This window comes from Roseateles sp. Mitsp63 (assembly GCF_059491535.1).
Genome location: NZ_CP168509.1, coordinates 1,108,478 through 1,132,197, shown reverse-complemented (window position 1 = coordinate 1,132,197; position 23,720 = coordinate 1,108,478). Strand labels below are relative to the sequence as shown.

The 23,720-nt window shown below is 70.2% G+C and carries 22 protein-coding genes; 10 read left to right on the top strand and 12 right to left on the bottom strand.

The window, feature by feature from the left end:
• Positions 1-435: 435 nt before the first annotated feature.
• Entirely contained in the window at positions 436-885 is a 450-nt protein-coding gene (locus ACEN96_RS04840; protein WP_495586924.1) for a hypothetical protein, read from the top strand.
• A gap of 286 nt (positions 886-1,171) precedes the next feature.
• Here ACEN96_RS04840 and ACEN96_RS04835 read toward each other — a convergent pair whose 3' ends face one another.
• Positions 1,172-1,504, bottom strand: coding sequence for a hypothetical protein (locus tag ACEN96_RS04835; RefSeq protein ID WP_495586923.1), 333 nt, complete (start codon positions 1,502-1,504; stop codon positions 1,172-1,174).
• Between the two features lie 101 nt (positions 1,505-1,605).
• Here ACEN96_RS04835 and ACEN96_RS04830 point away from each other — a divergent pair, with 101 nt between their 5' ends.
• Both ACEN96_RS04830 and ACEN96_RS04825 read left to right on the top strand, forming a co-directional pair.
• Complete coding sequence (locus tag ACEN96_RS04830) at positions 1,606-3,741, top strand: VPS10 domain-containing protein (protein ID WP_495586922.1); 2,136 nt, start codon at positions 1,606-1,608, stop codon at positions 3,739-3,741.
• A 98-nt stretch (positions 3,742-3,839) separates the two neighbouring features.
• On the top strand, positions 3,840-4,904 hold the full coding sequence (locus ACEN96_RS04825) for a glycoside hydrolase family 62 protein (RefSeq protein ID WP_495586921.1): 1,065 nt from the start codon (positions 3,840-3,842) through the stop codon (positions 4,902-4,904).
• Between the two features lie 72 nt (positions 4,905-4,976).
• Here the strand turns inward: ACEN96_RS04825 and ACEN96_RS04820 are convergent, their stop codons facing one another.
• Positions 4,977-7,079 (bottom strand): LamG-like jellyroll fold domain-containing protein, encoded by a 2,103-nt coding sequence (locus tag ACEN96_RS04820; protein ID WP_495586920.1) that lies wholly within the window; start codon positions 7,077-7,079, stop codon positions 4,977-4,979.
• A gap of 256 nt (positions 7,080-7,335) precedes the next feature.
• Positions 7,336-8,214: a LysR family transcriptional regulator gene (locus ACEN96_RS04815; protein WP_495586919.1), complete on the bottom strand. Its 879-nt coding sequence runs from the start codon at positions 8,212-8,214 to the stop codon at positions 7,336-7,338.
• A gap of 125 nt (positions 8,215-8,339) precedes the next feature.
• Here ACEN96_RS04815 and ACEN96_RS04810 point away from each other — a divergent pair, with 125 nt between their 5' ends.
• From ACEN96_RS04810 to ACEN96_RS04780, 7 genes are all read left to right on the top strand, one after another.
• The gene (locus ACEN96_RS04810) at positions 8,340-9,341 is read left to right on the top strand and encodes a Bug family tripartite tricarboxylate transporter substrate binding protein (protein WP_495588549.1); all 1,002 of its coding nucleotides are present in this window, start codon (positions 8,340-8,342) and stop codon (positions 9,339-9,341) included.
• A gap of 83 nt (positions 9,342-9,424) precedes the next feature.
• Entirely contained in the window at positions 9,425-10,123 is a 699-nt protein-coding gene (locus ACEN96_RS04805; protein WP_495586918.1) for an RraA family protein, read from the top strand.
• Complete coding sequence (locus ACEN96_RS04800) at positions 10,120-11,037, top strand: hydroxyacid dehydrogenase (protein ID WP_495586917.1); 918 nt, start codon at positions 10,120-10,122, stop codon at positions 11,035-11,037. Before ACEN96_RS04805 ends, ACEN96_RS04800 begins: the two co-directional genes overlap by 4 nt.
• Positions 11,038-11,142: 105 nt before the next feature.
• Positions 11,143-11,721: a YceI family protein gene (locus ACEN96_RS04795; protein WP_495586916.1), complete on the top strand. Its 579-nt coding sequence runs from the start codon at positions 11,143-11,145 to the stop codon at positions 11,719-11,721.
• Positions 11,722-11,927: 206 nt separating this feature from the next.
• A complete protein-coding gene (locus ACEN96_RS04790; RefSeq protein ID WP_495586915.1) occupies positions 11,928-13,304 on the top strand; it encodes an aspartate aminotransferase family protein in 1,377 nt (458 codons plus the stop codon).
• Positions 13,304-14,362: a GNAT family N-acetyltransferase gene (locus ACEN96_RS04785; protein ID WP_495586914.1), complete on the top strand. Its 1,059-nt coding sequence runs from the start codon at positions 13,304-13,306 to the stop codon at positions 14,360-14,362. The genes ACEN96_RS04790 and ACEN96_RS04785 overlap by 1 nt, the downstream gene beginning before the upstream one ends.
• A complete protein-coding gene (locus ACEN96_RS04780; protein WP_495586913.1) occupies positions 14,359-15,261 on the top strand; it encodes an arginase family protein in 903 nt (300 codons plus the stop codon). Before ACEN96_RS04785 ends, ACEN96_RS04780 begins: the two co-directional genes overlap by 4 nt.
• Before the next feature lie 12 nt (positions 15,262-15,273).
• Here the strand turns inward: ACEN96_RS04780 and ACEN96_RS04775 are convergent, their stop codons facing one another.
• The 9 genes from ACEN96_RS04775 to ACEN96_RS04735 are packed head-to-tail and all read right to left on the bottom strand — an operon-like array spanning position 15,274 to position 23,380.
• Entirely contained in the window at positions 15,274-16,503 is a 1,230-nt protein-coding gene (locus ACEN96_RS04775; protein WP_495588548.1) for an aminotransferase class I/II-fold pyridoxal phosphate-dependent enzyme, read from the bottom strand.
• A gap of 38 nt (positions 16,504-16,541) precedes the next feature.
• Positions 16,542-16,949, bottom strand: coding sequence for a DMT family transporter (locus ACEN96_RS04770; protein ID WP_495586912.1), 408 nt, complete (start codon positions 16,947-16,949; stop codon positions 16,542-16,544).
• Between the two features lies 1 nt (position 16,950).
• Positions 16,951-17,319: an EamA family transporter gene (locus tag ACEN96_RS04765; RefSeq protein WP_495586911.1), complete on the bottom strand. Its 369-nt coding sequence runs from the start codon at positions 17,317-17,319 to the stop codon at positions 16,951-16,953.
• Entirely contained in the window at positions 17,316-18,206 is an 891-nt protein-coding gene (locus ACEN96_RS04760; protein WP_495586910.1) for an alpha/beta hydrolase, read from the bottom strand. The genes ACEN96_RS04765 and ACEN96_RS04760 overlap by 4 nt, the downstream gene beginning before the upstream one ends.
• On the bottom strand, positions 18,203-18,919 hold the full coding sequence (locus ACEN96_RS04755; protein ID WP_495588547.1) for an MtnX-like HAD-IB family phosphatase: 717 nt from the start codon (positions 18,917-18,919) through the stop codon (positions 18,203-18,205). The genes ACEN96_RS04760 and ACEN96_RS04755 overlap by 4 nt, the downstream gene beginning before the upstream one ends.
• 4 nt (positions 18,920-18,923) lie before the next feature.
• On the bottom strand, positions 18,924-19,913 hold the full coding sequence (locus ACEN96_RS04750) for an HlyD family secretion protein (protein WP_495586909.1): 990 nt from the start codon (positions 19,911-19,913) through the stop codon (positions 18,924-18,926).
• A gap of 28 nt (positions 19,914-19,941) precedes the next feature.
• Positions 19,942-20,772 (bottom strand): ABC transporter ATP-binding protein, encoded by an 831-nt coding sequence (locus ACEN96_RS04745; RefSeq protein WP_495586908.1) that lies wholly within the window; start codon positions 20,770-20,772, stop codon positions 19,942-19,944.
• 26 nt (positions 20,773-20,798) lie between these two features.
• Positions 20,799-21,932 (bottom strand): FtsX-like permease family protein, encoded by a 1,134-nt coding sequence (locus ACEN96_RS04740; RefSeq protein WP_495586907.1) that lies wholly within the window; start codon positions 21,930-21,932, stop codon positions 20,799-20,801.
• The gene (locus ACEN96_RS04735) at positions 21,929-23,380 is read right to left on the bottom strand and encodes a TolC family protein (RefSeq protein ID WP_495586906.1); all 1,452 of its coding nucleotides are present in this window, start codon (positions 23,378-23,380) and stop codon (positions 21,929-21,931) included. The genes ACEN96_RS04740 and ACEN96_RS04735 overlap by 4 nt, the downstream gene beginning before the upstream one ends.
• Between the last annotated feature and the right edge of the window lie 340 nt (positions 23,381-23,720).

The following is a 23,720-nucleotide window of genomic DNA, read 5'->3' as shown; positions in this document are numbered from 1 at the left end:
TGGGATTGATATGGTATACGCGACGTCTCCGAGATTTAGCATATTTGAATCCAAGCCCCGCCTTGCCCAAAACTCGTCCATCCAGCCATATTGCTTTGTGCAAACGGTACAGAATTGGACGAGAAAATATCCAATGCGCTCAAAACTGCTATTGAGCGGTGCCTTACGGATCGGCCGACGCGGATCACCCCGTGCGGCCCGAGTCGAGGTAGTCAACTGCGAAGCGCCCCATATTATTCATATGGCACCTGAGGACGGCGTAATACAAACCTACTATTCGAGCAACTACGTTGGCGTCTTCGCTGTCGATTTGGCACGAAGCTACATTATTAACCAATACCACCGGCCACAATGATGGGCAACTGGGAATCCCATTATTTCGGCTCTCTTGACACTTCCAATTTTGATTCGCCGCCGCTGCCCTAGTCACCGAGAATGGTTTTTCCCACGCGCATTATTTTATTCATACTGCTCGCGTTTGCCGCACTTGTCTTCAATGCCCACGCGGTAGAGTTTGAGTATGTAGGGCGCTACTTCGATGCCAGACAATCTCCGCAGTCCCAAGACTGTGGAGGCTTCGACGTCGAACTGTGGGAAGTCCGCGATCCGTCGGCACATTCGAATATCACGGGCTTGTTCCGGCTGGTTGATGGCAACTGCGATAAAGCGCCCCGGCCGATCTTCGACGGGCATCTCGATCGGCGCACCGGCGAGTTGACCTTTGACGTTCCCGTGGCGGAGGCCCCAGTGCTTTCAGTTGGAGCTTTCAAGGGCAGGCTGAAAGAAGGGTCGCTGATGGGGACTCTGACGCTGACGAATGGGGATCCGCTGCAGGGACATAGGCAGGAGATGCCGATCAAGGGGGATCGGAAGCGCAATCGGTGATCGGTGGCACCACCGTTGGAAACAGCGTGTCAACCGCGCAGCCCGTCCAACAGCACCGGCGGCAGACCAAGCACGAGCGCGTAGCGCCTGGATCACCGGGCGAGAAGCGCGCGGCCCCCAAGTGCTCTCCTTGAACAATTGATAACAGTTAGTGCAGCGCTCGAACTTACGATGCCAGATATAGCGCAATATCAGTCGCGCGACATCTCCTCCGTTCACAGGCACTGCGATCCCATGACCCTCTCCACCACACGGCTTGTCGCCCTATCAATCGTCGCTGCGAGTCTCACCTCCGGCTGTGGTGGAGGAGGGAGCGGCGGCGCCAGCGCGTCGACTCCTGGTCCAACGTCCGACTCCGGCACCCCGCCGCCCGCGGCCGCTCCGGCACCTGCTCCCACATCCGGCCCAGCCCCGGCACCCGCACCTGGCCCATCGCCTGACCCCGCTCCGGCGCCTCCAACGACACCAGCACCGGCACCTGGACCCGCGGCGGCGCCAACTCCGGCTCCGGCTCCGGCTCCGGCACCAGCACCCGGACCCGCGCCGGCACCCACTCCAACTCCGGCTCCGGCGCCCGCACCAACTCCAGCACCGGCACCAACTCCGGCACCGGCACCAACTCCGGCTCCGGCTCCAACTCCGGCTCCGGCCCCTGCCCCCGCCACGGCCACCACCTGGAAAAGCCTCACCTTCGGCGGCGGCGGCTACGTCACCGGCCTGGTGTTCCATCCCACGTCGGCGAACGTCCTCTACGCGCGCACCGACATCGGCGGCGCCTACCGCTGGAACCAGGCCGCCTCCTCGTGGACGCCGATCACCGATGGCCTGGGCTTCGGCGCGGCTGAGAGCTCCTATCACGGCATCGAGAGCATCGCCGTCGATCCCAACAACGACCGGCTCGTGTACATGGCAGCCGGCATGTACAACTCCGACAAGGCGGACGCCCGCCTCTACATCTCCAGCGATCGCGGCGATCACTGGACCTTCGTCAACCTGCCCTTCTCCACCGGCGGCAACAACGGCGGCCGCGCCATGGGCGAGCGCCTGATGGTCGACCCCAACAAGCCGTCGACGCTGTTCTACGGCTCGCGCACCGCGGGCCTGTGGAAGAGCGCGGACTCGGGCCGCACCTGGGCCCAGGTCACGTCCCTGTCCACCGCCAAGATGACCCAGGACCAGATCAAGGCCGCGGGCGGCAGCGCCATGGGCATCGAGCTGGTCGTCGCCGACACCGGCACCAAGGGCACCGGCACCGCCACATCCACCCTCTACGCCGCCGTCGCGCCGGACTACGCCAGCGTGGCCGGCCTGGGCTCCAACCTGTACCGGTCCACCAACGGCGGCGCCAGTTGGACGGCGCTCACGACGCCAGTCTCGGGCTACCACATCCCGCACATCGCGCGCGCCGCCGACGGCCTGTTCTACGTCGTGTTCACCAAGGACGCGGGCCCCGGCGCCGGCGGCCCGGGCCGTCTCTACAAGTTCGACGGCACCACCTGGACCCTGCTCAAGAGCGAGGACCCGTCCGGCGGCGCCAACTTCGGCCTGGGCGGCGTGTCCGTCCAGGGCAGCGGCGCCACCACCCGGATCGCGCTGGGCGTGACCAACTCCTGGGGCAGCTGGAGCGGCCAGCAGATCGTGCAGCTGTCCGACAACGGCGGCCAGACCTGGCGCGAGATCGAGGCCACCATGCCCGGCGAAACCGCCTCGGGCTGGGTCGACGACGTCGAGATCGATCCGTCCAACCGCGATCACATCCTGCATGTGCACGGCGGCGGCATCGTCGAGACCCGCAACGCCTCGTCCGCCACCCCGACCTGGCACGGCAACATCGCCGGCATCGAGGAAATCGCCGCGCAGGCCATCGTGACCCCGCCGCCCGGCGCGTCCTACCTGCTGATCAACAGCTCGGGCGACGTCGGCACCTGGGTGCACACGGACGTCGCGAGCAAGCCGACCCTCGCGCCCGGACTGGGCTGGAGCAACGGCAACGCCGCCGACATGGCGTGGTCCGATCCGCAGTACATCGCCGCCTTCGGCGCGATCAACTCGACCGGCGTCGGCACCGGCTACTGGTCCGGCGACGGCGGCAAGACCTGGGCCACCTTCGCGAGCCTGCCGGCCGGCGCCACGACCAACACGTCCAGCGAATCGAGCATGGCCGTCACCGCGCGCAACAAGGCGGTCTGGGCACCCTCGAATTCCGTGCCGTCGTACACCACCGACAACGGCGCCACCTGGACCGCGACCAATCTGCCGTCACTGCCCGCCGTCGGCTGGAACCGCGGCTACCGCCTCGTTGCCGATCGCAAGAATCCGAACAAGGTCTATGCCTACGACTCGGGCGGCGCCTGGTGGGCTTCGGCCGGCAAGTTCTACGTCTCGACCGACGGCGGCCACAGCTTCGCGCTGAGCCAGGGATCGGTGTCCGCCTCGTTCGCCCCCAACGGCTGGTGGACCACCTCGCTCGCGGTCAATCCCAATGCCGAGGGCGACCTCTGGCTGGCCGACGGCAACGCGCTGTACCACTCGCTGGATTCGGGAGCCACCTGGCAGAAGCTCAGCCAGTTCGCCTCGGTGCAGGGCAGCAACGCCTGGCCCGACCTGCAAGGCGCCAGCATCGTGGCGCTGGGCAAGGCGAAGGCCGGCTCGTCCTACTCCGCCGCGCTGTACGTGGTGGGCACCGTCAACCGCGTCTGGGGCGTGTACCGCTCCGACGACGGCGGCGCCTCCTGGACCCGCTTCAACGACGACGCCCACCAGTTCGGAGGCATCGGCGTGATGGCCGCCGACCAGAACCTCTACGGCCGCGTCTACCTCAGCGGCACCGGCCGCGGGCTCCTGTACAGCAACTGAAGGACGGATCGCCTTTGAAACCCGCGGCCCCCACCATGCGCCATCACCTCTCGACGACGCGCCGATGGCCTGCCATCTGGCTTGCCTGCTGCACGGCCTTGGGTGGCCTGGCTCACGCCGCGGACGCTGCGGGTGGGTCCGCGGGCGGATCCGCGGCTGGATTCGCGGCTGGCTCGGCGTCGAATGCGGCGCCTCCGTTCGCCTGGTCCTCCAGCGAGCCCCTGATCAGCCCGCCCGCCGACGCGGACAAGCTGTTCGGCGTCAAGGACCCGTCCATCGTCTTCCACGACCACCGCTACCACGTCTTCTTCACCACCGCCGGCGCCAACGGCTGGGGCCTGGCCTACACGAGCTTCGCCGATTGGAAGGACGCGTCGCGCGCGCCCATCGTCATGCTCGACAAGTCGCCCATCGGTCCCGGCTACCGGGCGGCGCCGCAGGTCTTCTACTTCGCGCCGCACAAGCTCTGGTACCTCATCTACCAGGGCGGCGATCCGATGTACTCCACCACCGCGAACGTGGCGGATCCCCAGTCGTGGACGGCCCCGAAGCCCTTCTACGCGGCCGCGCCCGACATCGTGAAGGACGAGAAGGGCCACGCCGCCTGGCTGGATTTCTGGGCCCTCTGCGACGAACGCAAGTGCCATCTCTTCTTCACCAACGACAACGGCAGCTTCTTCCGCGCGGAAACCTCGATTGAACAGTTCCCCCGGGGCTTCTCCGCGCCCGTGCTCGCCATGAAGGCCGAGCGCCGCGAAGACCTGTTCGAGGCGAGCAACACCTACAGGATCGAGGGCACCGGGAAGTACCTGACATTGATCGAGGCGATGCGTCCGGACGGCCGCTACTTCCGCGGCTGGCTGGCCGACCGCCTGGACGGCGAGTGGCGTCCGATCCCGGGCAGCGAAATGAACCTGTTCGCGGGCGCCGCGAACCTCAAGTTCACGGGCCGCGTCTGGTCGGAGGGCGTCTCTCACGGCGAGCTGATCCGCGCAGGCATCGATCAAACGCTGACGATCGATCCCTGCAAGCCGCTCCAGTTCCTCTACCAGGGCCTGGACATGGTGCCGGGCAAGAAGTACGAGTACATCGAGCTGCCTTACCGGCTGGGCCTGATCACCGCAACCGGCCGCAACGCCATCAGCGATCTGTGCAAGCGCTGATGGCCCGCGCCAGGCGGTGATCCTCGCCACGCGGCCGGAGGGCGCGAGCCGCCCCGGCCCCGTTGCGGCAGGTCACTTCGCCAGCGCGGCGATCTCCGCGGCGCCCAGCGCGCCTGCTTCGATGCGCAGGCCCTGGATGCGGCCATCGAAGGAGGGATGCCCCCAGTTGCGGCCCAGGAAGGCCACCTGATCCCCCACCTGGCGCGGCGAGAGCAGGATCTCGTCCGACGCCGCGACCTCCTTGCCGTCGAGATAGAGCCGGCCCGTGGTGCCCTTGAGCGTCACCGCGACATGCACCCAGCGCCGGATGGGCATGAAGCCGGGCGACTCCACGAACTGCGCATCGTTGCCCCCGGCGCCGAAGATCACGAAGCGCATGCCGTTCCCCGCCTTGGGCGCGATGGCCATGCACGAGAAGCCGTCCTGTCCGACGAAGAAGAGCGAGCTGTCCCAGCGCAGTGAATTCGCATAGGCCCACAAGGACACGGTGAAGTCGTCCAGGCCGCTGAAGATGCCGGCCGGCAGCTGCAGTCCCGCCTTCTTGCCATCGAAGACGATGGCCTTGTCGTTGAGCCGGCCCTCACCCCAGGTCGCGCCATCGAGCAGCGTGGCTTCGGCCATCGTCCAGCCTCCGGCAGGGGTCCGGAGCATGGCCGCCGTGCCCGTGCCGTTCACGCCGTTGAGCGGCATCGACAGGCGCTGCTCGCCCGGCACCGCGACCCGCGCGATGTTGGAGCTGGCGCTGGCGCCACCGCCGCCCAGCGCGGTGACCTGGTAGAACCAGACGCCCTGGGCCGGTGAGTCGGTGTAGGTGAGCACGTGGCCGGCTGGAATGGTCGTCAGGTGCGTGTAGGGGCCTGCGGCCTTCGTGCTGCGCTTGACCACATAGGACTGCGCCCCGACGCTGCCCCACCAGGACAGCACCGGCCGTCCGTCGCGCACGGGGGCGATGAGGCCCGATGGCGGCTTCATCGGCCCGGCGTAGGCGACCCGCCGGTGCGTCAGCGTCGGGAAGACCATGTCATCGCTGCCGTTCGACCAGTAATTCGGCTCGCACTGCGCCACCATGCGCGCCACGTTGGGCGCAGCCAGTCCCATGCGGTTGACGTAGTGGTTGAAGATCGGCTCCCAGGCGTTGCGGCCATGCTGGAAGGACTGGTTGACCTGCGTCCACCTCGATGAATGCGGCTGCGACGGGTCTTGTTCGCGCGAGAACGGCATCGGATAGGGCCGGCCGTGCTCGTCCAGCAGGTTCGAGCGGGCCACGTACTCGGCCGCGGCGAGGAAACGGTTGTTGTACATGCCGTAGAGATCGTCGCCCTGGTTCCAGGCCATCTCCAGCAGGTCGCCGCCCAGCGACATGCCCAGCGTCGAATGGCCCTGGTCCCGGCCGCTCTCCTCCCACTGGCCGAAATGACCCGGGTGCAGGAAATAGACGCCATGCACGATCGAGCCATTGCCGAAGTTGCGGAGCTTGCCGCGGTTGTTGCCCGCGTACACGTCGCAGGCCAGGCGGTACAGCTCGGGCTTGTCGCAGAACACGCCGATGGCCAGCGCGCCGCACATCGAGGCCATCTCCCAGTTGGCATGGGAGCCCAGCCGGCCTTCGCTCAGGAACCACGCTGAAATCGGAGCGAAGACGGTGCTCAGCATGTTCTGGAAACGCGCCAGGTTCGCGCGCGGCCAGCCGCTGTAGTCCCGCATGAGCTCGCCGGCCTGGGCCCACTGGTGGCCCTGCATGCCGGCCAGCAGGATGAAGGTGTGGTCGTCGTGCGCGGTCGAGCCCGGACGCACGGTGCCGATGACCTTGAGCTTGTCCGACCAGGCATCCAGCGTCTCCACCGCCTTGTCGGCGTAGCGGCGGTCGTCCGAGAGCTTCCAGCGCAGGGCCAGGCACCACGCGCGCTGGATGTCCCGGTACATCGCGTACTTGCTGCTGTCCGCGCGGTAGACCTCGGCCTGGGGATTCGGCAGGACGTCCAGCGCGGTCGCCCGGTCGGCGCACAGCTTGTCCCACCAGTTGGTCCAAGGCTGCTCTCCGGCGGCGATGAGATCGCGGATGCGCTTGAAGTCCGTCTGCGCCATCAACAGCCCGGGATGGCGGAACACGCCGCTCACCGAGGCCGGCGTCGCGGCCGGCTGCGCGGACGCGGGGCCGCTCATGAGCATGGGCATGGCGGGGAGCGCCCCGAGGCCCGCGACGAGCGAGCGCCTGAGAAGGTCGGGATGAGAGTCGTGCTGGTGAGTCATGTCGCGCCTGATCGAAAGTGCTGATCGGTCTCACGTGCGAAGGCATCGTGATCGTGTCGGCGTTGTACGCCCCGGCGTGCAGCGAATCTTCACCATGCACGTTTCGCGGCGCCGCTTACCAGGCGTTGCAATGACGACAGTCCGATGACGACCGCCCCGCCTCACTCCGCCTCACTCCGCCTCACTCCGCCCCGAGCAGCGCCATGAGCCGCTGTGCCGCCGGCGGCAGGTAGGCGTTGGTGCGGTGCGTGACGACCAGGCGGCGTTTCATCGTCGCTTCCTTGATCGGCACCTCGCGCAGCGGATAACGGCCGGCGGAGAACTCCAGGTGCCGCCGTGAGACGAAGCTCAGCAGCGCGGTCTCCGCGATCAGCGCCGGCAGCATGTGCAAGGTGCTGCTTTCCACCTGCACGTCGGGCCGCGGCAGGCCGCGGCGCTCGAAGGTGTGATCCAGCCAGTCCCGCGTCGGCGCGCCCGGCGGCTGCAGCACCCAGCGGTGGCGCGAGAGCTCCTTGAGCGTGGGCGTGCCGCGGAAGATCTCGTGCCTGGCGCTCGCCGCCACGACGACCCGGTCCTCGATCAGGCGCCGGGACACGAAGCCCGCCTCGGGCCGGCCCTCGGTGCCCACCACCAGATCGAGCTCGCCGCCACGCAGCATCGGCATCAGCGCGTCCACCAGCGACACCGTCGTCTTGAGCCGCACGTCGGGCGCCTCGGCCAGCAGCCGGCGCACCGCCTGCGGCAGCTGGAACTGCGCCGCCGTCGGCACGATGCCCAACCGCACCTCGCCCGACAACCCGCGGCCGATGTCGCCCATCTCGCGCTGCGCATCCTCGACGTCGAAGCGCAGCCGCTGCGCCCAGCGCAGCATCACGCGGCCCGCCGGCGTGAGCCGGATGCCGCGTCCGGCGCGCTCGAACAGCGGCGCCCCGGCCTCCTTCTCCAGGCGGCGGATCGCCCCGGTCAGCGCCGGTTGCGTGCGGTGCAGCCGCTCGGCCGCCTGGCCGACATGCGCCAGCTCGGCGATGGTCTCGAAGTAACGCAGGTCGCGCAGGTCCATGGCGCCATTCCAAAAGCCGGATTGATCGGAGCGAAAGAATAATCGATTGGATTGAAAGGCTCATCGCTTCAATACTTCGCCGCAAGACCCCGCGACAGGGGGCACACCAGGAGACGAACGTGAGCATGCAAGTAAGAGCCGCCCGACCGCGGCGCGCCTTCCCGGCGCTGGCCTTGGCGGCCGTGATGGCGCTGGGCGCCGGCGTGAGCGGCACCGCCGCGGCGCAGGCCTACGGCAGCCGGCCGATCCGCGTGATCGTGCCTTTCCCGCCCGGCGGCGGCACCGACCTCATCGCTCGCGAGACCACGCAGGCCGTGGCCACCAACACGAAGTGGATCTTCGTCATCGAGAACAAGCCCGGCGCCGGCGGCAACCTGGGCGTGGCCGAGGTCGCCAAGGCCGCGCCCGACGGCTATACGCTGGTGCTGGGCCAGACCAGCAACCTGAGCATCAATCCCTCGCTCTACGCGCGGCTGCCCTACAACCCGCTCAAGGACCTGGCGCCCATCACGCTGGTCGCCGACGCGCCGCTGGTCTACGTCACCAGCACGGCCTCGCGCTTCAAGACCATCGGCGACGTCGTCCAGCAGGCCAAGGCCAAACCGGACACGATCAACTTCGCCTCCAGCGGCAATGGCACCGTGTCGCATCTGGCGTCGGAGCTGCTGCAGCGGACCGCCGGCGTGAAGTTCACCCACATTCCGTACAAGGGCGTGGGCGTCGCGCTCACCGACGTCGTCAGCGGCAACGTCGACCTCTACCTGAGCAGCCTGCCCACGCTGCTGGGCCATATCCGCCAGGGCAAGCTGCGCGCGCTGGCGGTGACCTCCGACAAGCGCCTGCCCGAGATCCCCGCCGTGCCCACCATGGGCGAGGCCGGCTTCAAGGCCGCCGCGTCGACGACCTGGTTCGGCTTGCTCGCGCCGGCGGGCACGCCGCCGGAGATCGTCGCGCGCCTGAATGCGGAATTCGCCAAGGCGCTCAAGCAGCCGGCGCTGATCAAGAAGATGAACGACGAAGGCGCTCGCGTCGTGACCAGCACCCCGGCCGAGTTCTCGCGCCTGATCCAGGACGACCTGACCCGCTGGGCCCAGGTCGTCAAGGACGCCAGGGTCCACATCGATTGAGCGGCCCCGCCGCCCCGTCCCTTCCGCACTTCCGAACCTCCCCACTTCCGCCAGCGCCGGCCCCGGGCCGGTGGAGCCCCTCCATGACTCAAGCCTCCCCACTCCCCGACCTGATCCGCGACATCGAGCGCCTGTCCCCGGACGTGGTCCGCCAGGCCGGCGCGTTCCCGTCCTCCATCCTGGCCGACGTGGCGGGCCGCCGCGGCGCCCTGCATGGGCGCATCCAGCCGCTGGCGCCGTCCATGCGCTTCGCCGGCACGGCGCTGACCGTCGAGCTGCGGCCGGGCGACAACCTCATGATCCACGCCGCGATGGCCGTGGCCAGGCCGGGCGACGTGATCGTGGTCGACGGCAAGGGCGATCTGTCCTCGGCGCTGATGGGCGAGATCATGTCGCAGCAATGCGTCGCGCTGGGCATCGCGGCCGTCGTCATCGACGGCGCCGTGCGCGACAGCGAGGCCATCCGCGCGCTCGGCTTCCCGATGTACGCCGCCGGGCTGAATCCCAACGGTCCGACCAAGGCGATGTCCGGGCGCGTCAATCACCCGATCTCCATCGGCGGCGTGACCGTGTGCCCGGGCGACCTGGTCGTGGGCGACGCGGACGGCGTGACGGTGATCGAGCGCGCCAAGGCCGAGGCCATGATCCCGCTGGCGCATGAGAAGGTGAAGGCCGAGACCGCCCGCATCGCCGGCATCCGCAACCGCCAGGCGCTGCGTCCGGCCTGGCTGGACGGCGCGCTGCGCGCGGCCGGCGTGATCAAGGACGGGGAAACGCTGTGAGCCGGCCCGTCATCCTGGTCACCGGCGCGGACCTGGCGCCGCAGGCATTGCGGCTGCTGGAGGGCCACGAGGTCGTCTTCGCCGGCAAGGCGCCCACGGAGGACGGCATCGTCGCCCTGTGCCGCGAGCACGATCCGGTGGGCATCATCGTGCGCTACAGCAAGGTGGGCGCGGCGGCGATGGACGCGGCGCCCTCGCTGAAGGTCATCTCCAAGCACGGCAGCGGCACCGACACCATCGACAAGACCGCGGCGGCCGCGCGCGGCATCCAAGTACTGGCCGCGGCCGGCGCCAACGCCGCGGCGGTGGCCGAGCAGGCGCTCGCGCTGACGCTGGCCTGCGCCAAGTCGGTGGTCCGGCTGGACGGCCGCATGCGCCAGGGCCATTGGGACAAGGCGACGCACAAGAGCCTGGAACTCGAGGGCCGCACCATGGGCCTGGTGGGCCTGGGCGCGATCGGCCAGCGCTTCGCCCGCATGGTCCATGCGATGGGCATGCGCGTGATCGGCTTCGATCCGTTCGCGGCGGATCCGCCCGCCTTCGTCGAACGCGTCGAGCTCGACGCGATCTGGCGCGACGCGGACGTGATCTCGCTGCACTGCCCGCTGACGCCGGAGAACGCCCGCATGCTCGATGCCGGGACGCTCGCGCGTTGCCGCCCCGGCGTGATCGTGGTGAACACCGCGCGCGGCGGGCTGATCGACGAGCCGGCCTTGCTGGAGGCGGTGCGCAGCGGCCAGGTCGCCAGCGCCGGACTGGACAGCTTCCAGGTCGAGCCGATCCCCGCCGATCATGACTTCCTGTCGGAGCCGCGCATCCTGCTGAGCCCGCACATCGGCGGCGTCACCGCCGAGGCCTACGTGAAGATGGGCGTCGGGGCGGTGGAGAACGTGTTGAGGGCGCTGAAAGGCTGAAGGGCTGATCCGTTGATCCGGGATTGAACGGGGCTGTCGATTTCCGCCCGCGCGGTTCGTCGTCAAGATAGGCGCTCCCGCCAAGCCTCTTCACAAGGATCGACGATGAAACCGCTGCTGCTGCTCCACGCCCTGTTCGCCGCCTCCGCCCTCGCCACCGCGCAGGCCGCTCCCGTCACCTACGCCATCGACCCGGCGCACACCTACCCCAGCTTCGAGGCCGACCACATGGGCCTGTCCCGCTGGCGCGGCAAGCTGAACAAGAGCGCCGGCACCATCGTCTACGACAAGGCCACCGGCGCCGGCAGCGTCGACGTCCAGATGGACCTCGCCTCCATCGACTTCGGCCTCGACGCGATGAACGGCTGGGCCAGGGGCAAGGACTTCTTCAACGTCGACAAGAACCCCAGCGCCACCTTCAAGGGCCGCTTCGACGGCGCCAGGGACGGCGTGCCCAGCCAGGTCGTGGGCGAGCTCACCCTGAACGGCAAGACCCGGCCCATGACGCTGACCATCCATCAGCTCAAGTGCATCCCCCACCCGATGCTCAAGCGCGACTACTGCGGCGCCGACGCGTCGGGCACGTTCAATCGCGAGGAGTTCGGCCTGGCCGCCGGCAAGGACTATGGCTTCAAGATGGACGTGAACCTGCGCATCCAGGTCGAGGCCGTCGCCAAGGAATGACGCCGCCGTAACGCCTTGATTGCGCCTTGATTGCGCCTTGATTGCACGTTGATGACGCGCCCATCACAGGCCAGCCCCGCGGCTCGAAGGGCATTGCCGCATGGAGGGTGACGCCCTCCACAAACTCTCCATAATTTCCCGACGGCATCTCCATACAGCCCTTCGAGACTGGCAACAATTCTTTGCCTTTCCAACCGCGGATCCCCATGAGCCCCGACATCAAGCAACTGCTGGCCGACGAAGCGAAATACTGCTCCCACGGCGACACCGTCCATTACGTGAACCCGCCCAAGGTCTTCTCGGACTGCAACGGCAGCTACATGATCGACGAGCGCGGCACCCAGTACCTGGACCTCCAGATGTGGTACTCCGCCGTGAACTTCGGCTACAAGAATCCGCGCCTGGAAGAGACCATGATCCGCCAGCTGCAGACGCTGCCGCAGATCGCCAGCCAGTACCTGCACCCGACCAAGATCGAGCTCGCCAAGTTCATCGCCGAGGACGCCCAGCGCAAGTGGGGCCACGCCGGCCGCGTGCACTTCAACGTCGGCGGCGCCCAGGCCATCGAGGACTCCCTGAAGGTCGTGCGCAACGCCTCTAACGGCAAGAGCCTGATGTTCGCCTTCGAGGGCGGCTACCACGGCCGCACGCTCGGCGCCTCCTCCATCACCTCCAGCTACCGCTATCGCCGCCGCTTCGGCCACTTCGGCGACCGCGCGCAGTTCATCCCCTTCCCCTACCCCTTCCGCCGCCCCAAGGGCATGACGGCCGAGGAGTATTCCGACCAGATCGTGCGCGAGTTCGCCCGCAAGTTCGAGAACGAGTACCACGCCATCTGGGACCCCAAGACCAACCAGTGCGAGTACGCCGCGTTCTACGTCGAGCCCATCCAGGGCACCGGCGGCTACGTCGTGCCGCCCGCCAACTTCTTCAAGGGCCTGAAGCAGGTCCTGGACCAGCACGGCATCCTGCTCGTCGTCGACGAGATCCAGATGGGCTTCTGGCGCACCGGCACGCTGTGGTCGGTGGAGAACTTCGGCGTCAAGCCGGACGTGCTCGTCTTCGCCAAGGCGCTGACCAACGGCCTGAACGCGCTGTCCGGCCTGTGGGCCCGCGAGGAGCTGATCAACCCGACCATCTTCCCGCCCGGCTCGACGCACTCGACCTTCGCCTCCAACCCGCTGGGCACCGCCCTGGGCCTGGAAGTGATGAAGATGACCCACGAGATCGACTTCGGCGCCCAGGTGCGCGAGAGCGGCGCCTACTTCCTGGAAGGCCTGCGCGAGCTGCAGAAGCGCCACCGCGAGATCGGCGACGTCGACGGCATGGGCCTGGCGCTGCGCGCCGAGATCTGCACCGAGGACGGCTTCACGCCCAACCGCGCGCTGCTCGACAAGATGGTCGACATCGGCCTGGAAGGCACGCTCGAGTACAAGGGCCAGCAGCGCGGCCTGGTGCTGGACGTCGGCGGCTACTACAAGAACGTGATCACCTTCGCCCCGTCGCTGATGATCACCCGCGCCGAGATCGACGAAGCGATGGTGCTGCTCGACCAGCTGCTCACGCGCGCCAAAAAGGCGTGATGCGCTGGCGCAATCAGCTGGAGCCCCAGGGGCTGCTGGAAGGCTTCGCGGCCGCCCCGCCCGAGGGCTTCCGCGTGATGGATGCCCTGCCCCTGCCCGCCTTCGAGGCGCGCTTCGACCTGCTGACCACCGCCGACGACGCGCTGCGCGCGCGGCTGCGCCGGCTGCCGCTCTTCGGCTGGTGGTCGCGCGCGCTGAAGGTGCGCACGCTCTTCGTCGGCACCACCGTCAGCGAGTACGCGCCGCTGCCCCGTGACTCGGACGCCGACGGCCTGGCCGCCGGCGTGGCCGCGCTGGCCACGCGCCGCGCGTTCAAGCTGGCCATCCTGAAGGACCTGCCGCAGGACTCGCCGCTGCTGCTGGACGAGGACAACCGCCATGCGCGCGCGCTTGCCCTGGCCTGCGAGCGCCGCGGCTACGTGCTGGTCGAGGGTCAGGCCCTGGCCTACATGGCCATCGACTTCGACAGCATCGACACCTACCTGTCGCGCCTGTCGCCGGGCCGCCGCAAGGACATCCGACGCAAGCTGCGCAGCCGCGCACAGCTGCGCGTGCGCCGCATCCCGACCGGGCTGCGCTTCTCGGACCCCGCGATCCTCGACGCCTACTTCGCCCTCTACGAGGCCGTGTACGCGCAGAGCGAGATCCACTTCGACAAGCTGACGCTGCCCTTCTTCCGCCGCGCGCTGCAGGACGGCACCAGCGGCGGCATCGTCTTCGAATACCGCCGAGCGGAGGATGACGCGCTCGTCGGGTGGAACCTCTGCTACGAGCAGGGCGGCCGGCTGGTGGACAAGTACATCGGCCTGTCCTATCCGGCCGCGCGCGAGCTCAACCTCTACTTCGTCAGCTGGGTGGTCAACCTCGAATACGCGCTGGAGCGCCAGCTCACGCATTACGTCGCCGGCTGGACCGACCCGCAGGTCAAGGCCAGCCTGGGCGCGCAGTTCACGTTCACGCGCCACGCGGTCTACGTGCGCAACCCGCTGCTGCGCGCGCTGGCGCGCCGCTTCTCGCGGCACTTCGAGAACGACAAGGACTGGAAGGCGGCGTCATGAGCCGGCCGCCCGTCATCCTCGATTTCGACGCCTCGGTCGCGCCGCTCCCCAAGGAGCACCGGCTGAGCTTCTCGGCGCAGTGGCACGAGACCTACCGCTTCGGCTGCACGCTGCGCGACATGCGCTGGCTGCGCCGTGACCTGGACCAGCGCATGCCGCGCTTCCACGACCACGGCACCGTGTTCTTCGGCAGCGGCGATTTCCACCACCTCAGCTGGCCGCTGGTGCAGCGCTGCGTCGCGGCGCTGCGCGCCACCAGCGCCCAGCCGCTGCGCCTGGTCGTGCTGGACAACCACCCCGACAACATGCGCTTCCCCTGGGGCGTGCACTGCGGCTCCTGGGTCCGGCGCGTCGCGCTGATGCCGGAGGTCGCGCACGTGCATGTCGCCGGCATCACCTCGGGCGACATCGGCCTGGCCCACGCGTGGGAGAACTACCTGACGCCGCTGCGCAAGGGCAAGCTCACCTACTGGAGCGCCGGTGTCGACACCGGCTGGGCGCGATGGCTCGGGCTGTCGTCCGCCTTCCGGTCCTTCGACGGCGTCGACGCGCTGATCCAGGCGCTGTGCGAGACGCTGCGCGCCTCGCGCGCGCCGACCTACCTGAGCATCGACAAGGACGCCTTCGCCGAGGACGTGCTCAAGACCAACTGGGATCAAGGCGATCTGCAGCTGCCGCATCTGGACGCCGTCTGCGACGCGCTGGCCGGCACGGTGGTCGGCAGCGACGTCTGCGGCGAGGTCTCCAGCTGGCACTACCGCACCGCGTGGAAGCGCTGGCTGAGCTCGGCGGACGGCCAGGCGCCGCCGGTCGAGGGCGCGGAGCTGCAGGCCTGGCAGCAGCGCCAGGGCGTGGTCAACCTCCGCATCCAGGAAGCGCTGGCGCGCCGGGCGCGCTGAGGACCTCGGCGATCAGGCCGCGCCGATCGCGTTCCTGATCGCCGTCAGCAGATGCGCGAAGCGCGCGTCGTCCAGCCAGGGGCTGTTGCTGATCGAAAAGAGCCGCGCGGCGAGATCGCGCGCGCACGGGATTTCTTCCGCTGCCATCGCGGGCACGGCCGCCGCGTAGCGCGTGTAGTCGGGCAAGGCATGCACGAAGGGCATGGCGAGGCCGCTGCCCTCGCCCCATGCCGCGTTGAGCAACGCGTCCCTCGCGGCGCCGCTCGGCATCAGCGCGAGCAGCACCGGCCAGGTGCCGCGCGGCGCGCCGGCCTCTTCGCGCTGGACTGAATCGCGGATCACCGTCAGACCGGGGATCGCGTCGAGCTGCGTCAGCCGCCGCTGGGCCTGCGCCTCGCCCGCCGCGAGGAAACCGGGCAGCCGCGCCAGCGCCCGCGCGCCCACGCCGCGGCGCCATCGCCCCACCGGATGCAGCGGAATGCGGGCGTCGAAATCGTCGCCCGCGGCCTCGATCCAGTCGCGCCGCGCGAGCGCCCGCCGCAGCGGCCGCCCGTACACCCAATCCAGCGTCGAGGGCCGGTACAGCGCCGTGTAGCCGAGCAGCTCCAACGTGCGCCGCCCGTCCCAGAGCCGGTCATGCAGCCAGCCGCCGCGCTGCGCGGCGAGCCGGGTGCCGATCTCGGCATGCAGCTCGGGCCGCCTGGCCACCAGCACGCCGCCTTCGAAGATCGACAGCCCCTTGCCGACCGCCAGACTGAAGAAGCCCACATCGCCCTGGAGGCCGACGGTCTGCCCGCCCACCGTCGCGCCGAGCGCCTGGGCGGCGTCCTCGATGACCCAGGCGCCAGCGGCATGCGCGATCCGGCAGGCCGACAGGACATCGGTCACGCGGCCGGCCAGGTGGGTCGGCACGATGGCCAGCGTCCGGGCATCGCAATGGCGCTCGAGCTGCGCGGGATCCAGGTCGAGCGACGCCGGCAGCACGTCGCAGGGCACGAGGCGCAGGCCGCAGTGCGCGACCGCGAGCGCCATCAGCGGACAGGTGTAGGCCGGCACGATGACGCCGTCGCGTCCCGGCGAGCGCCGGTGCAGCGCCTCCAGCGTGGCGACGAAGGCGGCCGTGCCCGAGCACGCGAGCTGCACCGCATCGACGCCGAGGAAGCGCGCGAGCGCCTCCTCGAAATCCGGCGCGCCCGGCCGCCAGTCGGCGGCGCGCAGCGGCAGTCCGGCCGTCGGCGGCATCGTGCCCGGGAACGGCGCGCGGCCGGACCCGGAGGGTCTCAAGCGGGGGCTCCTTCCGGCGCGGCGCTCTCGGCGGCCTCCTCGGACTCGCTCATCGCGAGCAGCACGATGCCCAGGATGATCAGCGCCGCGCCGACCAGCTGCGGCCAGTGCAGGCGCTCATCGAAGAGCAGCGCCGACGCGCCCATCACCGTCACGATCTCCAGGTGCGAGGCGGCGAAGGCCGGCCCGATCGGCGCGTGCTTGAGCAGCGTCATCCACGTGAAGAAGGCGCCGACATAGCCGGCCAGCGCGCCCAGGATCCAGGGCTCGCCGAGCACGCGCGCGAGCCAGGCGGTCGACATCTCCACCGGCAGCGCCTGGTCGCCGACGAACTTGAGACTGAGCTGCGCCACCGTGTCGAAGCTCAGCAGCAGCACGAAGCCCACGAAGTAGAAGCGCCGCATCTCAGCGCCCTCCCAGGCCGACCACGGCCACGCCGATGGAGACCAGCGCCACGCCCGCCACGCGCAGCGGGGTGAGGCGCTCGTTGAAGAGGACGCGGCCCAGCACCATCACCGCGACGATGTTGATCGAGCCCAGCAGCACGCCGTCCGACAGCGGCACCAGCGACAGGAAGGCGATCCAGACCAGGAACTCGGCGACATAGCTGCCGATGCCGACCCACAGCCAGGGCCGCGAGGCCATCGCGCGCCAGCGCGCCAGGCCGTCCAGCGCATGCGCCCGCGGATCGGCCGCCGCCGCCTTGAAGGCGATCTGGCCGACGCTGTCGAGCACGACGTTGACGACCCAGAGCGCCATCACCAGCGGTGTCATGCCGGACTCCCGGCCGCCCGCGCGAAGGCGCGCTGCGCCTCGGGCGCGGCGGCGGCCTCGGGCGCGGCTGGCGAATGCTGCGTCATGAACTCGACGCAGCGCGCGATCACGGTGCGCCGCTCGCGGTCGATCGTGATCATGTGATAGCAGTCGTCCAGCAGCAGCAGCTCCACCGGCGCGAGGCGTACGCGCTGCTGGATGTCGAGCGCGTTGGACATGCTGGCGATGTCGTCATGGCGCGCATGCACCACCAGGCAGGGCGAGCGGACGCGATCGAGCCTTCGCCGCACGTGGGCCGACAGCCCCTGCAGCTCGGCCACCGACCACCACGGATTGCCGGGCAGCCCCGCCGCCGCGCTGTCGCCGCCATGCATCTGGCCGACGACGCGCTCGCGCAGGCCCTCGTCCTTGATGCCGTAGGGCGGCAGCTCCATGAACTGGCGGTTGCGGCCGATGCCCAGCGAGCGCAGCAGCGGCAGCAGGAAGGACAGCCGCGTGTAGACGGGCATGCTCCAGCCGTCGTGGCGGAAGGTGGTCGACAGCGCCAGCACGCCGGCGACCTGGGCCGGGCGCTCTTCCGCGAGCGCCAGCGCCAGCACCGAGCCCATCGACAGGCCGCCGACGAAGACCCGGTCCACCTGGGTGCCCAGCCAGTCCAGCCCGTCGCGGGCGCTGCCCAGCCACTCGGCCCAGCTGGAATTCAGCAGGTCGTCCATGGTCCCGCAGTGGCCGGCCAGCTGGACGGCGAACACGGTGAAGCCCGCGGCGTTCAGGCCGCGCGCCAGGATGCGCATCTCCATCGGCGTGCCCGACAGGCCGTGGATCAGCAGCACGCCGGTGCGGGCGTTCGGGCCCTCGCCCGGCATCAGGAATTCATTGGGCGTCATCGCGCGGCCTCCAGGGCCAGGCCCTCGACGGTGGCCGTCAGCAGCGCGGTGGCCTCGTGGAAATCGGTGAAGGCGGCATGCGCGATGCCGTTGCGCCGGCAGTGCTCGACCAGGCGGTCCTTGGCGAGCACGAAGTCCGCCTTGCCCGAGACGCAGAAGTCCGAGCTGCCATCGCCGACGAACAGCACCTTGCGGCTGGTCTCGCGCTGCGCGGCGAGCCGGCTGCACTTGCAGTTGGCGCTGGCCTTGGCGCACTGCGGATTGCTCCACGGCGTGTGCAGCATCCACTGGCGCGGCGCGTCCTGCACCAGGTGGTTGGCGATGACCGGCAGATGGCCCAGGCCATGGCGCGCGAGGATCGAATGGATCGCCGCGTCCAGGCCGTCGCTGATCACCTGGACCGGGATGCCCAGGCGCTGCGCCTCGGCGACGAAGGCCGGGAAGCCCGGATCGATGCGCATGCCGGCGAGTTCCGCCTCGAATTCCTCGCGGCTCATGTCCATCAGCGCGACCTGTCCCTGCATGCAGTCGCGCGAGCCGATGCGGCCCTGCTCCCAGGCCTCTTCCAGGGCCTGCCAGCCCGGCCGGCCGAAGCGCTGCAGCAGCGTGTCGGTGACGTCGCTCAGGTTGATGGTGCCGTCGAAGTCGCACTGGATCGTCCACTCGCGGCGGGGACCGGCCTCGGGGCGGGTCATCGGGATCTCGTCGGGCACGGCGCTACTCATGGAAACTCACTCGGACAATCTGGCCCACGCGGGCCTGGGGTTCGGATTCGAATTCAATCACGCACTCGACGGTGCGCACCGGGCCGCGCTGCTGGTCGTCCTGCAGCTTGCTGGGCCCGAACAGCGGGCTCAGCCGCAGCACGCGCGCGGCGGGGAACGGGGCCGAGGCCGCCTCGCCGTCGCCTTGGACGACGGCGCGCATGCCCGGCCGGATGGACGACAGGAAGCTCTCGTTGACCTCGGCGCGCACGATCAGCTTGCGCGCCGGCAGCAGCACCATCGCCGGCGTGTCCGCCTGCGCCAGCGCGCCGGCATGCGCCGCCACCGACAGCACCAGGCCGTCCTCGGGCGCGCGCAGCACCAACTGGTCGCGCCGCGCGGCGGCCTGCGCGAGCCTGGCCTTGGCGGTGCCCAGGTCGGCGTCGGCGATCGCGGCGTCCGACTGGACCTGGTCGGCCTTCTGCTGCGCCTCGTCGCCCAGCACGCCCTGCGCGGCGCCGGCCTGGGCCGCCTTGCGCAGGCGCTCGGCGGCGGCACGCAGCGCGGGCAGCCGGTCGCGCAGCACCTGCAGGCGCACCTGCGCGGCCTTCAATTCGGCCTCGGCGGCCTGCACGTCCGCGTCGGCCAGCCGGCCGTCGAGCATCACCAGCGTCTGGCCGCGCTTGACGCGCTGCCCTTCGCTCACCAGCACCTGCTGCGCGACGCCGGACGTCGCCAGCGAGAGCCGCAGCAGGCCGCCCTCGACATCGACGCGGCCGCGCGCCATCGCCAGCGCGGGCTTGGCGCCGCTCGCCGGCGCGGCGGCTGAGGTGGTCGCGGAAGTGGCGGCGGACGTGGCGGCCTGGGCGCTGGATGCGGCCCGGTCGCAGCCGGCCAGCGGCAGCGCGGCCAGCACGCACAGCGCGGCGGCGAGCAGCGGACCGCGCTCAAGCGGCCGGGGCCTGGGCCCGTCATTGGTCCGGGCGGTGAAGGGGCGGCTCAAGGCTCGCGCGAGGAACGGCATGGGAGCGTCACGGGTTGGAGATCGCGGGGGTCGCGGAAGTGGGGGGCGTCTCGGGCACAGCGGCGGAGACGGGAATGGAGCGCGCGGCGGGATCGGGCGCGGGCGTGAGCCGGCGATCGGCCAGCAGCGATCCGTCCTCCATCTCGATGACGCGGTCGGCATGGCGCAGCAGCCGCGGATCATGGCTCACGCACAGCACCGTCGAGCCATGCGCGCGCGCGATGCGGTGCAGCAGGTCGATGACGACCTGCCCGCTGGCCGCGTCCAGCGCGCTGGTCGGCTCGTCGGCGAACAGCAGCCGCGGCTGCTTGGCCAGCGCGCGCGCGATCGCCACGCGCTGCTTCTCGCCGCCGGAGAGCTCGGCCGGCCGCATGCGCAACCGGTGGCCCATGCCGACTTCCTCGAGCGCGTCCTGCGCGCGGCGCGCGCTCTCGGCGCGATCGATGCCCATGCAGCTCAGCGCCAACTGGACCTGCTCCAGCGAGGTCAGCGCCGGGAAGAGATTGAAGTTCTGGAAGACGAAGGCGCTGGTCTTGAGCCGGAAGCGCTCGCGCTCGCGCCGGCTCAGCGTCGACAGGTCCTCGCCGCAGGCGATCACCGATCCGGCGTCCGGCGCCTGCAGCCCCGACAGCAGCGCCAGCAGCGTGCTCTTGCCGCAGCCCGAGGGCCCCGACACCAGGGTCAGTTCACCGGGCAGCACCGACACCGACACCTGGCGCAGCACGTCCACGCGCTGCGCGCCGGTGGAGAAGGACTTGCTCAGCGCCCTCGCCTCGATCGTGGGCGCGGTGGCGTGCAGCGCGGCATCGGGGCTGGTCCAGAGAGGGGTGGCGTGCATGGGCGTTCCTCGCTTCGCTGGCGCGTTCATCGCAGCAGCATCGCCGGCTCGATGTCCAGCTGGCGGCGCACGGCCGACACGCTGGAGAGCAGCACCAGCACCGCGACCACGCCCACGCAGGCCAGCCCCACCAGCGGCGTCATCGCCACCGGCACCTGATGGGCATTGGCCACCACCAGCAGCGCGGTCCCGGCCAGCGCCGCGAGCACCACGCCCACGCCGCCCAGCCAGGCCGCCTGCTCGAGCACCACCCGCACCATCGTGCCGCGGCTGACGCCCATCGCGTTGAGCGTCGCGTACTCGCGCGCCGAGCTGGCGATGGCCGCGCTCAGCGACTGGCCGGTGATCAGCGCGCCGACGGCGCAGACGATGATCGACATGAACAGCACCGCCACGCCCGCGCCGGTGTCCACCAGCCAGTAGCGCTGCGTGCGTTCGGCGAAGGCCTGCGCGGTCCAGACCTCGTAGGGGCCGAAGCGGCTGTCGGGACGGTGCAGCCGCTCGTGGGCGGCCTGGGCCGCGGCCGCGCCGTCCGTGCGCGCGAGGTAGTAGGTGGCGCCGTCGTCCACGCCGCGGCCGCCGATCGCGGTGGCCGTGTCCAGCGAGGTCAGGATGTTGACGCCCCCCAGTCCGCGCAGCCCCGTCAGTGTGCCCACCACCCGCACCGGATGGGCGTTGATCCAGGCGCGGCCGCCGGTCTCGACGGCCAGCGTGTCCAGGTCGGACGGGTCGACGATGACGGCGCCGGGCTCGCGCAGGCGTTCGCGCAGCGCCGCGGGCAGCAGGCGCGAGAACATCATCGCGTCGCGCTGCGTCGAGATGCCGGAGACATAGACCGACACGTTGCCGGCGGAGCGCTCGGCGGCCCAGTCGCCGTCGACCCAGAGGTAGGGCTCGACGGCGGTGATGGCGGGATCCATGCGCAGGCGCATCGGCAGGTCCGGGCTGACGGCGCGGCCGAAGTTGACGCTCTGCGTGCCCGGATAGCCGACCCACAGGTCGCCCGAGGACGCGGTCACGTACAGCGAGGCGCTGCCGAAGATGCCCAGCACCAGCGCCGCCTGCACCAGCAGCAGCACGCCGGAGAAGCCGATCGAGACGACCACCGGCACGAAGCGCCGCCATTCGTAGACCAGCGTCTTGCGGGCCAGCGCGATCACGAGCGGTCTCCCTGGCGCTGGCCGGCCATGTCGGGCAGATCGACCCAGTCTTGCGGCAGCGGCGCGCCGCCCAGCGCCTTGTAGAGCGCGACGAAGGCGGTCGAGCGCGCATGCCGCGCCGCGGCCAGCTCGCTCTGCAGCTGCAGCTGCTGGCGCTGCAGGTCCAGCCGGTCGAAGCGGCTGGACAGGCCCAGGCCCTGCAGCGTGGCCTGCGTGCCCAGGCGGCGCTCGGCGCCGCCGCAGGCGGTTTCCAGCGCCGCGACGCGCTCGCTCGTGCGCGCCAGGCTGGACAGCGAGACCTCCACCTCGCTCACGCCGTCCAGCACCGCCTTGCGGTAGCCGATCAGCGCGGCGTCGAGCTCATGTTGATTGGCCTGCACGCGCAGCTGGCGCGCGCCCCAGTCCCACAGCGGGATGTCGATGACCGGGCCGAGCGCGGGCTCGCTGCCCGAGCTGGTCCGGCGGTTGGACGTCAGGTTGTAGGCGTACAGGAAGGAGCCGCCCAGGTACAGCCGCGGGTACAGCGCCGAGCGCGCGATGCCCAGGTCCGCGGCGGCCTGCAGCACGCCGGCTTCGGCGGCCTGGATGTCGGGGCGGGTGCGCAGCAGGTCCGGCGGCAGCTCGGCCAGGCGCAGCGAGGCCGGGCCGCTGCCGGCCGCGAGCTGCTGCCACGCCGGGTCGGGCGAGGACTCGCCGAGCAGCGTCGCGAGCGCCCGCGCGGCGACTTCCTGGGCGTCGCGCATCGACGCCTGGGTCGCTCGGATCTGGGCGGCGCGGATGCCGATCTGCTCGGCCTCGTCGGACGTGGACAGGCGTGCCTCCCTGCGCGCCTGGTCCAGCCGCAGCGCGTCCTGCTCCAGCGCCAGCGCCTGGTCCTGCAGCCGCAGCGCGTTGGCCTGCACCTGCAGCTCGAGGTAGCGCTGCACCACCTCCGCCACCACCGTGACCCGCAGCGCCTGCCCGCGCACCTGCGCGCTGAACAGGCTGGCGCGCGAAGCCTGGGAGACGCTCTCGGCCTCGCCGAACAGGCCCAGCTCCCAGACCATGTTGAGGCTGGCGTGGACGTAGGTGTCGGTGGCCGAGGTGTCCTGCAGCGTCTTGGCGTTCGCGCTCAGCGTGGGCCGGAAGCGGGTCTGCTCGCCGCCGGCCAGGGCCTGCGCCTGCTTGAAGCGGGCGGCGGCCTGGGCGAGATCGAGGTTGCGCGCCAGCGCCTTGTCGACCAGCGCGTCCAGCACCGGGTCGTTGAAGGCCTTCCACCAGCCGCGCAGCGAGACCGCCGGCGCCTGCGCCGCGGCGGGCGTGGCGCGCGCGAGCGCCTCGGCGTTGGACCAGGCCTGCGGCGCCGTGCCGGGCAGTGGCGGCGACACCGGGCTGGCGCAGGCGGCCAGCAGCGCCGCCGTCAGGACGGGCAGCGCGCTCAGGGCCAGGGGGCGGGACGGGAAAGACATCAGGAAGCGGCGAACCCGGAAGAGCGAACGCGACGACCAGCTCGGGTCGCGTCGCGCGGGATCCGCCTGACGGGGCGGGATGGAAGACGTGGCGAATGGGGGCCGGACACAGCGGGGGCTCATTGCAGGAGGGGCCAGGTTCCCGGCGCCGGCGGGGCGGAGTCTGGTCGGCGACGATGGAGGCCGCGCTGCGAATTTATGGAGTTTCGATGGAGAACCGCGCCGCCCATCCAGCGATGCTACCGGTTCGCCATGACAATCCCGGCCGCCCGCCCCGCGAGCAGGCTGCATCCGAGCAGGATGACCACCGCCGCGCCGTCGAGATGCTGCTTGCGTTCCA

Excerpts from the sequence above, each read along its gene's own strand:
- ACEN96_RS04840 (WP_495586924.1), top strand. The coding sequence starts at position 436 with ATGGTTTTTCCCACGCGCATTATTTTATTCATACTGCTCGCGTTTGCC.
- ACEN96_RS04820 (WP_495586920.1), bottom strand. The coding sequence starts at position 7,079 with ATGCCCATGCTCATGAGCGGCCCCGCGTCCGCGCAGCCGGCCGCGACG.
- ACEN96_RS04815 (WP_495586919.1), bottom strand. The coding sequence starts at position 8,214 with ATGGACCTGCGCGACCTGCGTTACTTCGAGACCATCGCCGAGCTGGCG.
- ACEN96_RS04810 (WP_495588549.1), top strand. The coding sequence starts at position 8,340 with ATGCAAGTAAGAGCCGCCCGACCGCGGCGCGCCTTCCCGGCGCTGGCC.
- ACEN96_RS04805 (WP_495586918.1), top strand. The coding sequence starts at position 9,425 with ATGACTCAAGCCTCCCCACTCCCCGACCTGATCCGCGACATCGAGCGC.
- ACEN96_RS04795 (WP_495586916.1), top strand. The coding sequence starts at position 11,143 with ATGAAACCGCTGCTGCTGCTCCACGCCCTGTTCGCCGCCTCCGCCCTC.
- ACEN96_RS04790 (WP_495586915.1), top strand. The coding sequence starts at position 11,928 with ATGAGCCCCGACATCAAGCAACTGCTGGCCGACGAAGCGAAATACTGC.
- ACEN96_RS04785 (WP_495586914.1), top strand. The coding sequence starts at position 13,304 with ATGCGCTGGCGCAATCAGCTGGAGCCCCAGGGGCTGCTGGAAGGCTTC.
- ACEN96_RS04780 (WP_495586913.1), top strand. The coding sequence starts at position 14,359 with ATGAGCCGGCCGCCCGTCATCCTCGATTTCGACGCCTCGGTCGCGCCG.
- ACEN96_RS04775 (WP_495588548.1), bottom strand. The coding sequence starts at position 16,503 with ATGCCGCCGACGGCCGGACTGCCGCTGCGCGCCGCCGACTGGCGGCCG.
- ACEN96_RS04770 (WP_495586912.1), bottom strand. The coding sequence starts at position 16,949 with ATGCGGCGCTTCTACTTCGTGGGCTTCGTGCTGCTGCTGAGCTTCGAC.
- ACEN96_RS04765 (WP_495586911.1), bottom strand. The coding sequence starts at position 17,319 with ATGACACCGCTGGTGATGGCGCTCTGGGTCGTCAACGTCGTGCTCGAC.
- ACEN96_RS04760 (WP_495586910.1), bottom strand. The coding sequence starts at position 18,206 with ATGACGCCCAATGAATTCCTGATGCCGGGCGAGGGCCCGAACGCCCGC.
- ACEN96_RS04745 (WP_495586908.1), bottom strand. The coding sequence starts at position 20,772 with ATGCACGCCACCCCTCTCTGGACCAGCCCCGATGCCGCGCTGCACGCC.
- ACEN96_RS04735 (WP_495586906.1), bottom strand. The coding sequence starts at position 23,380 with ATGTCTTTCCCGTCCCGCCCCCTGGCCCTGAGCGCGCTGCCCGTCCTG.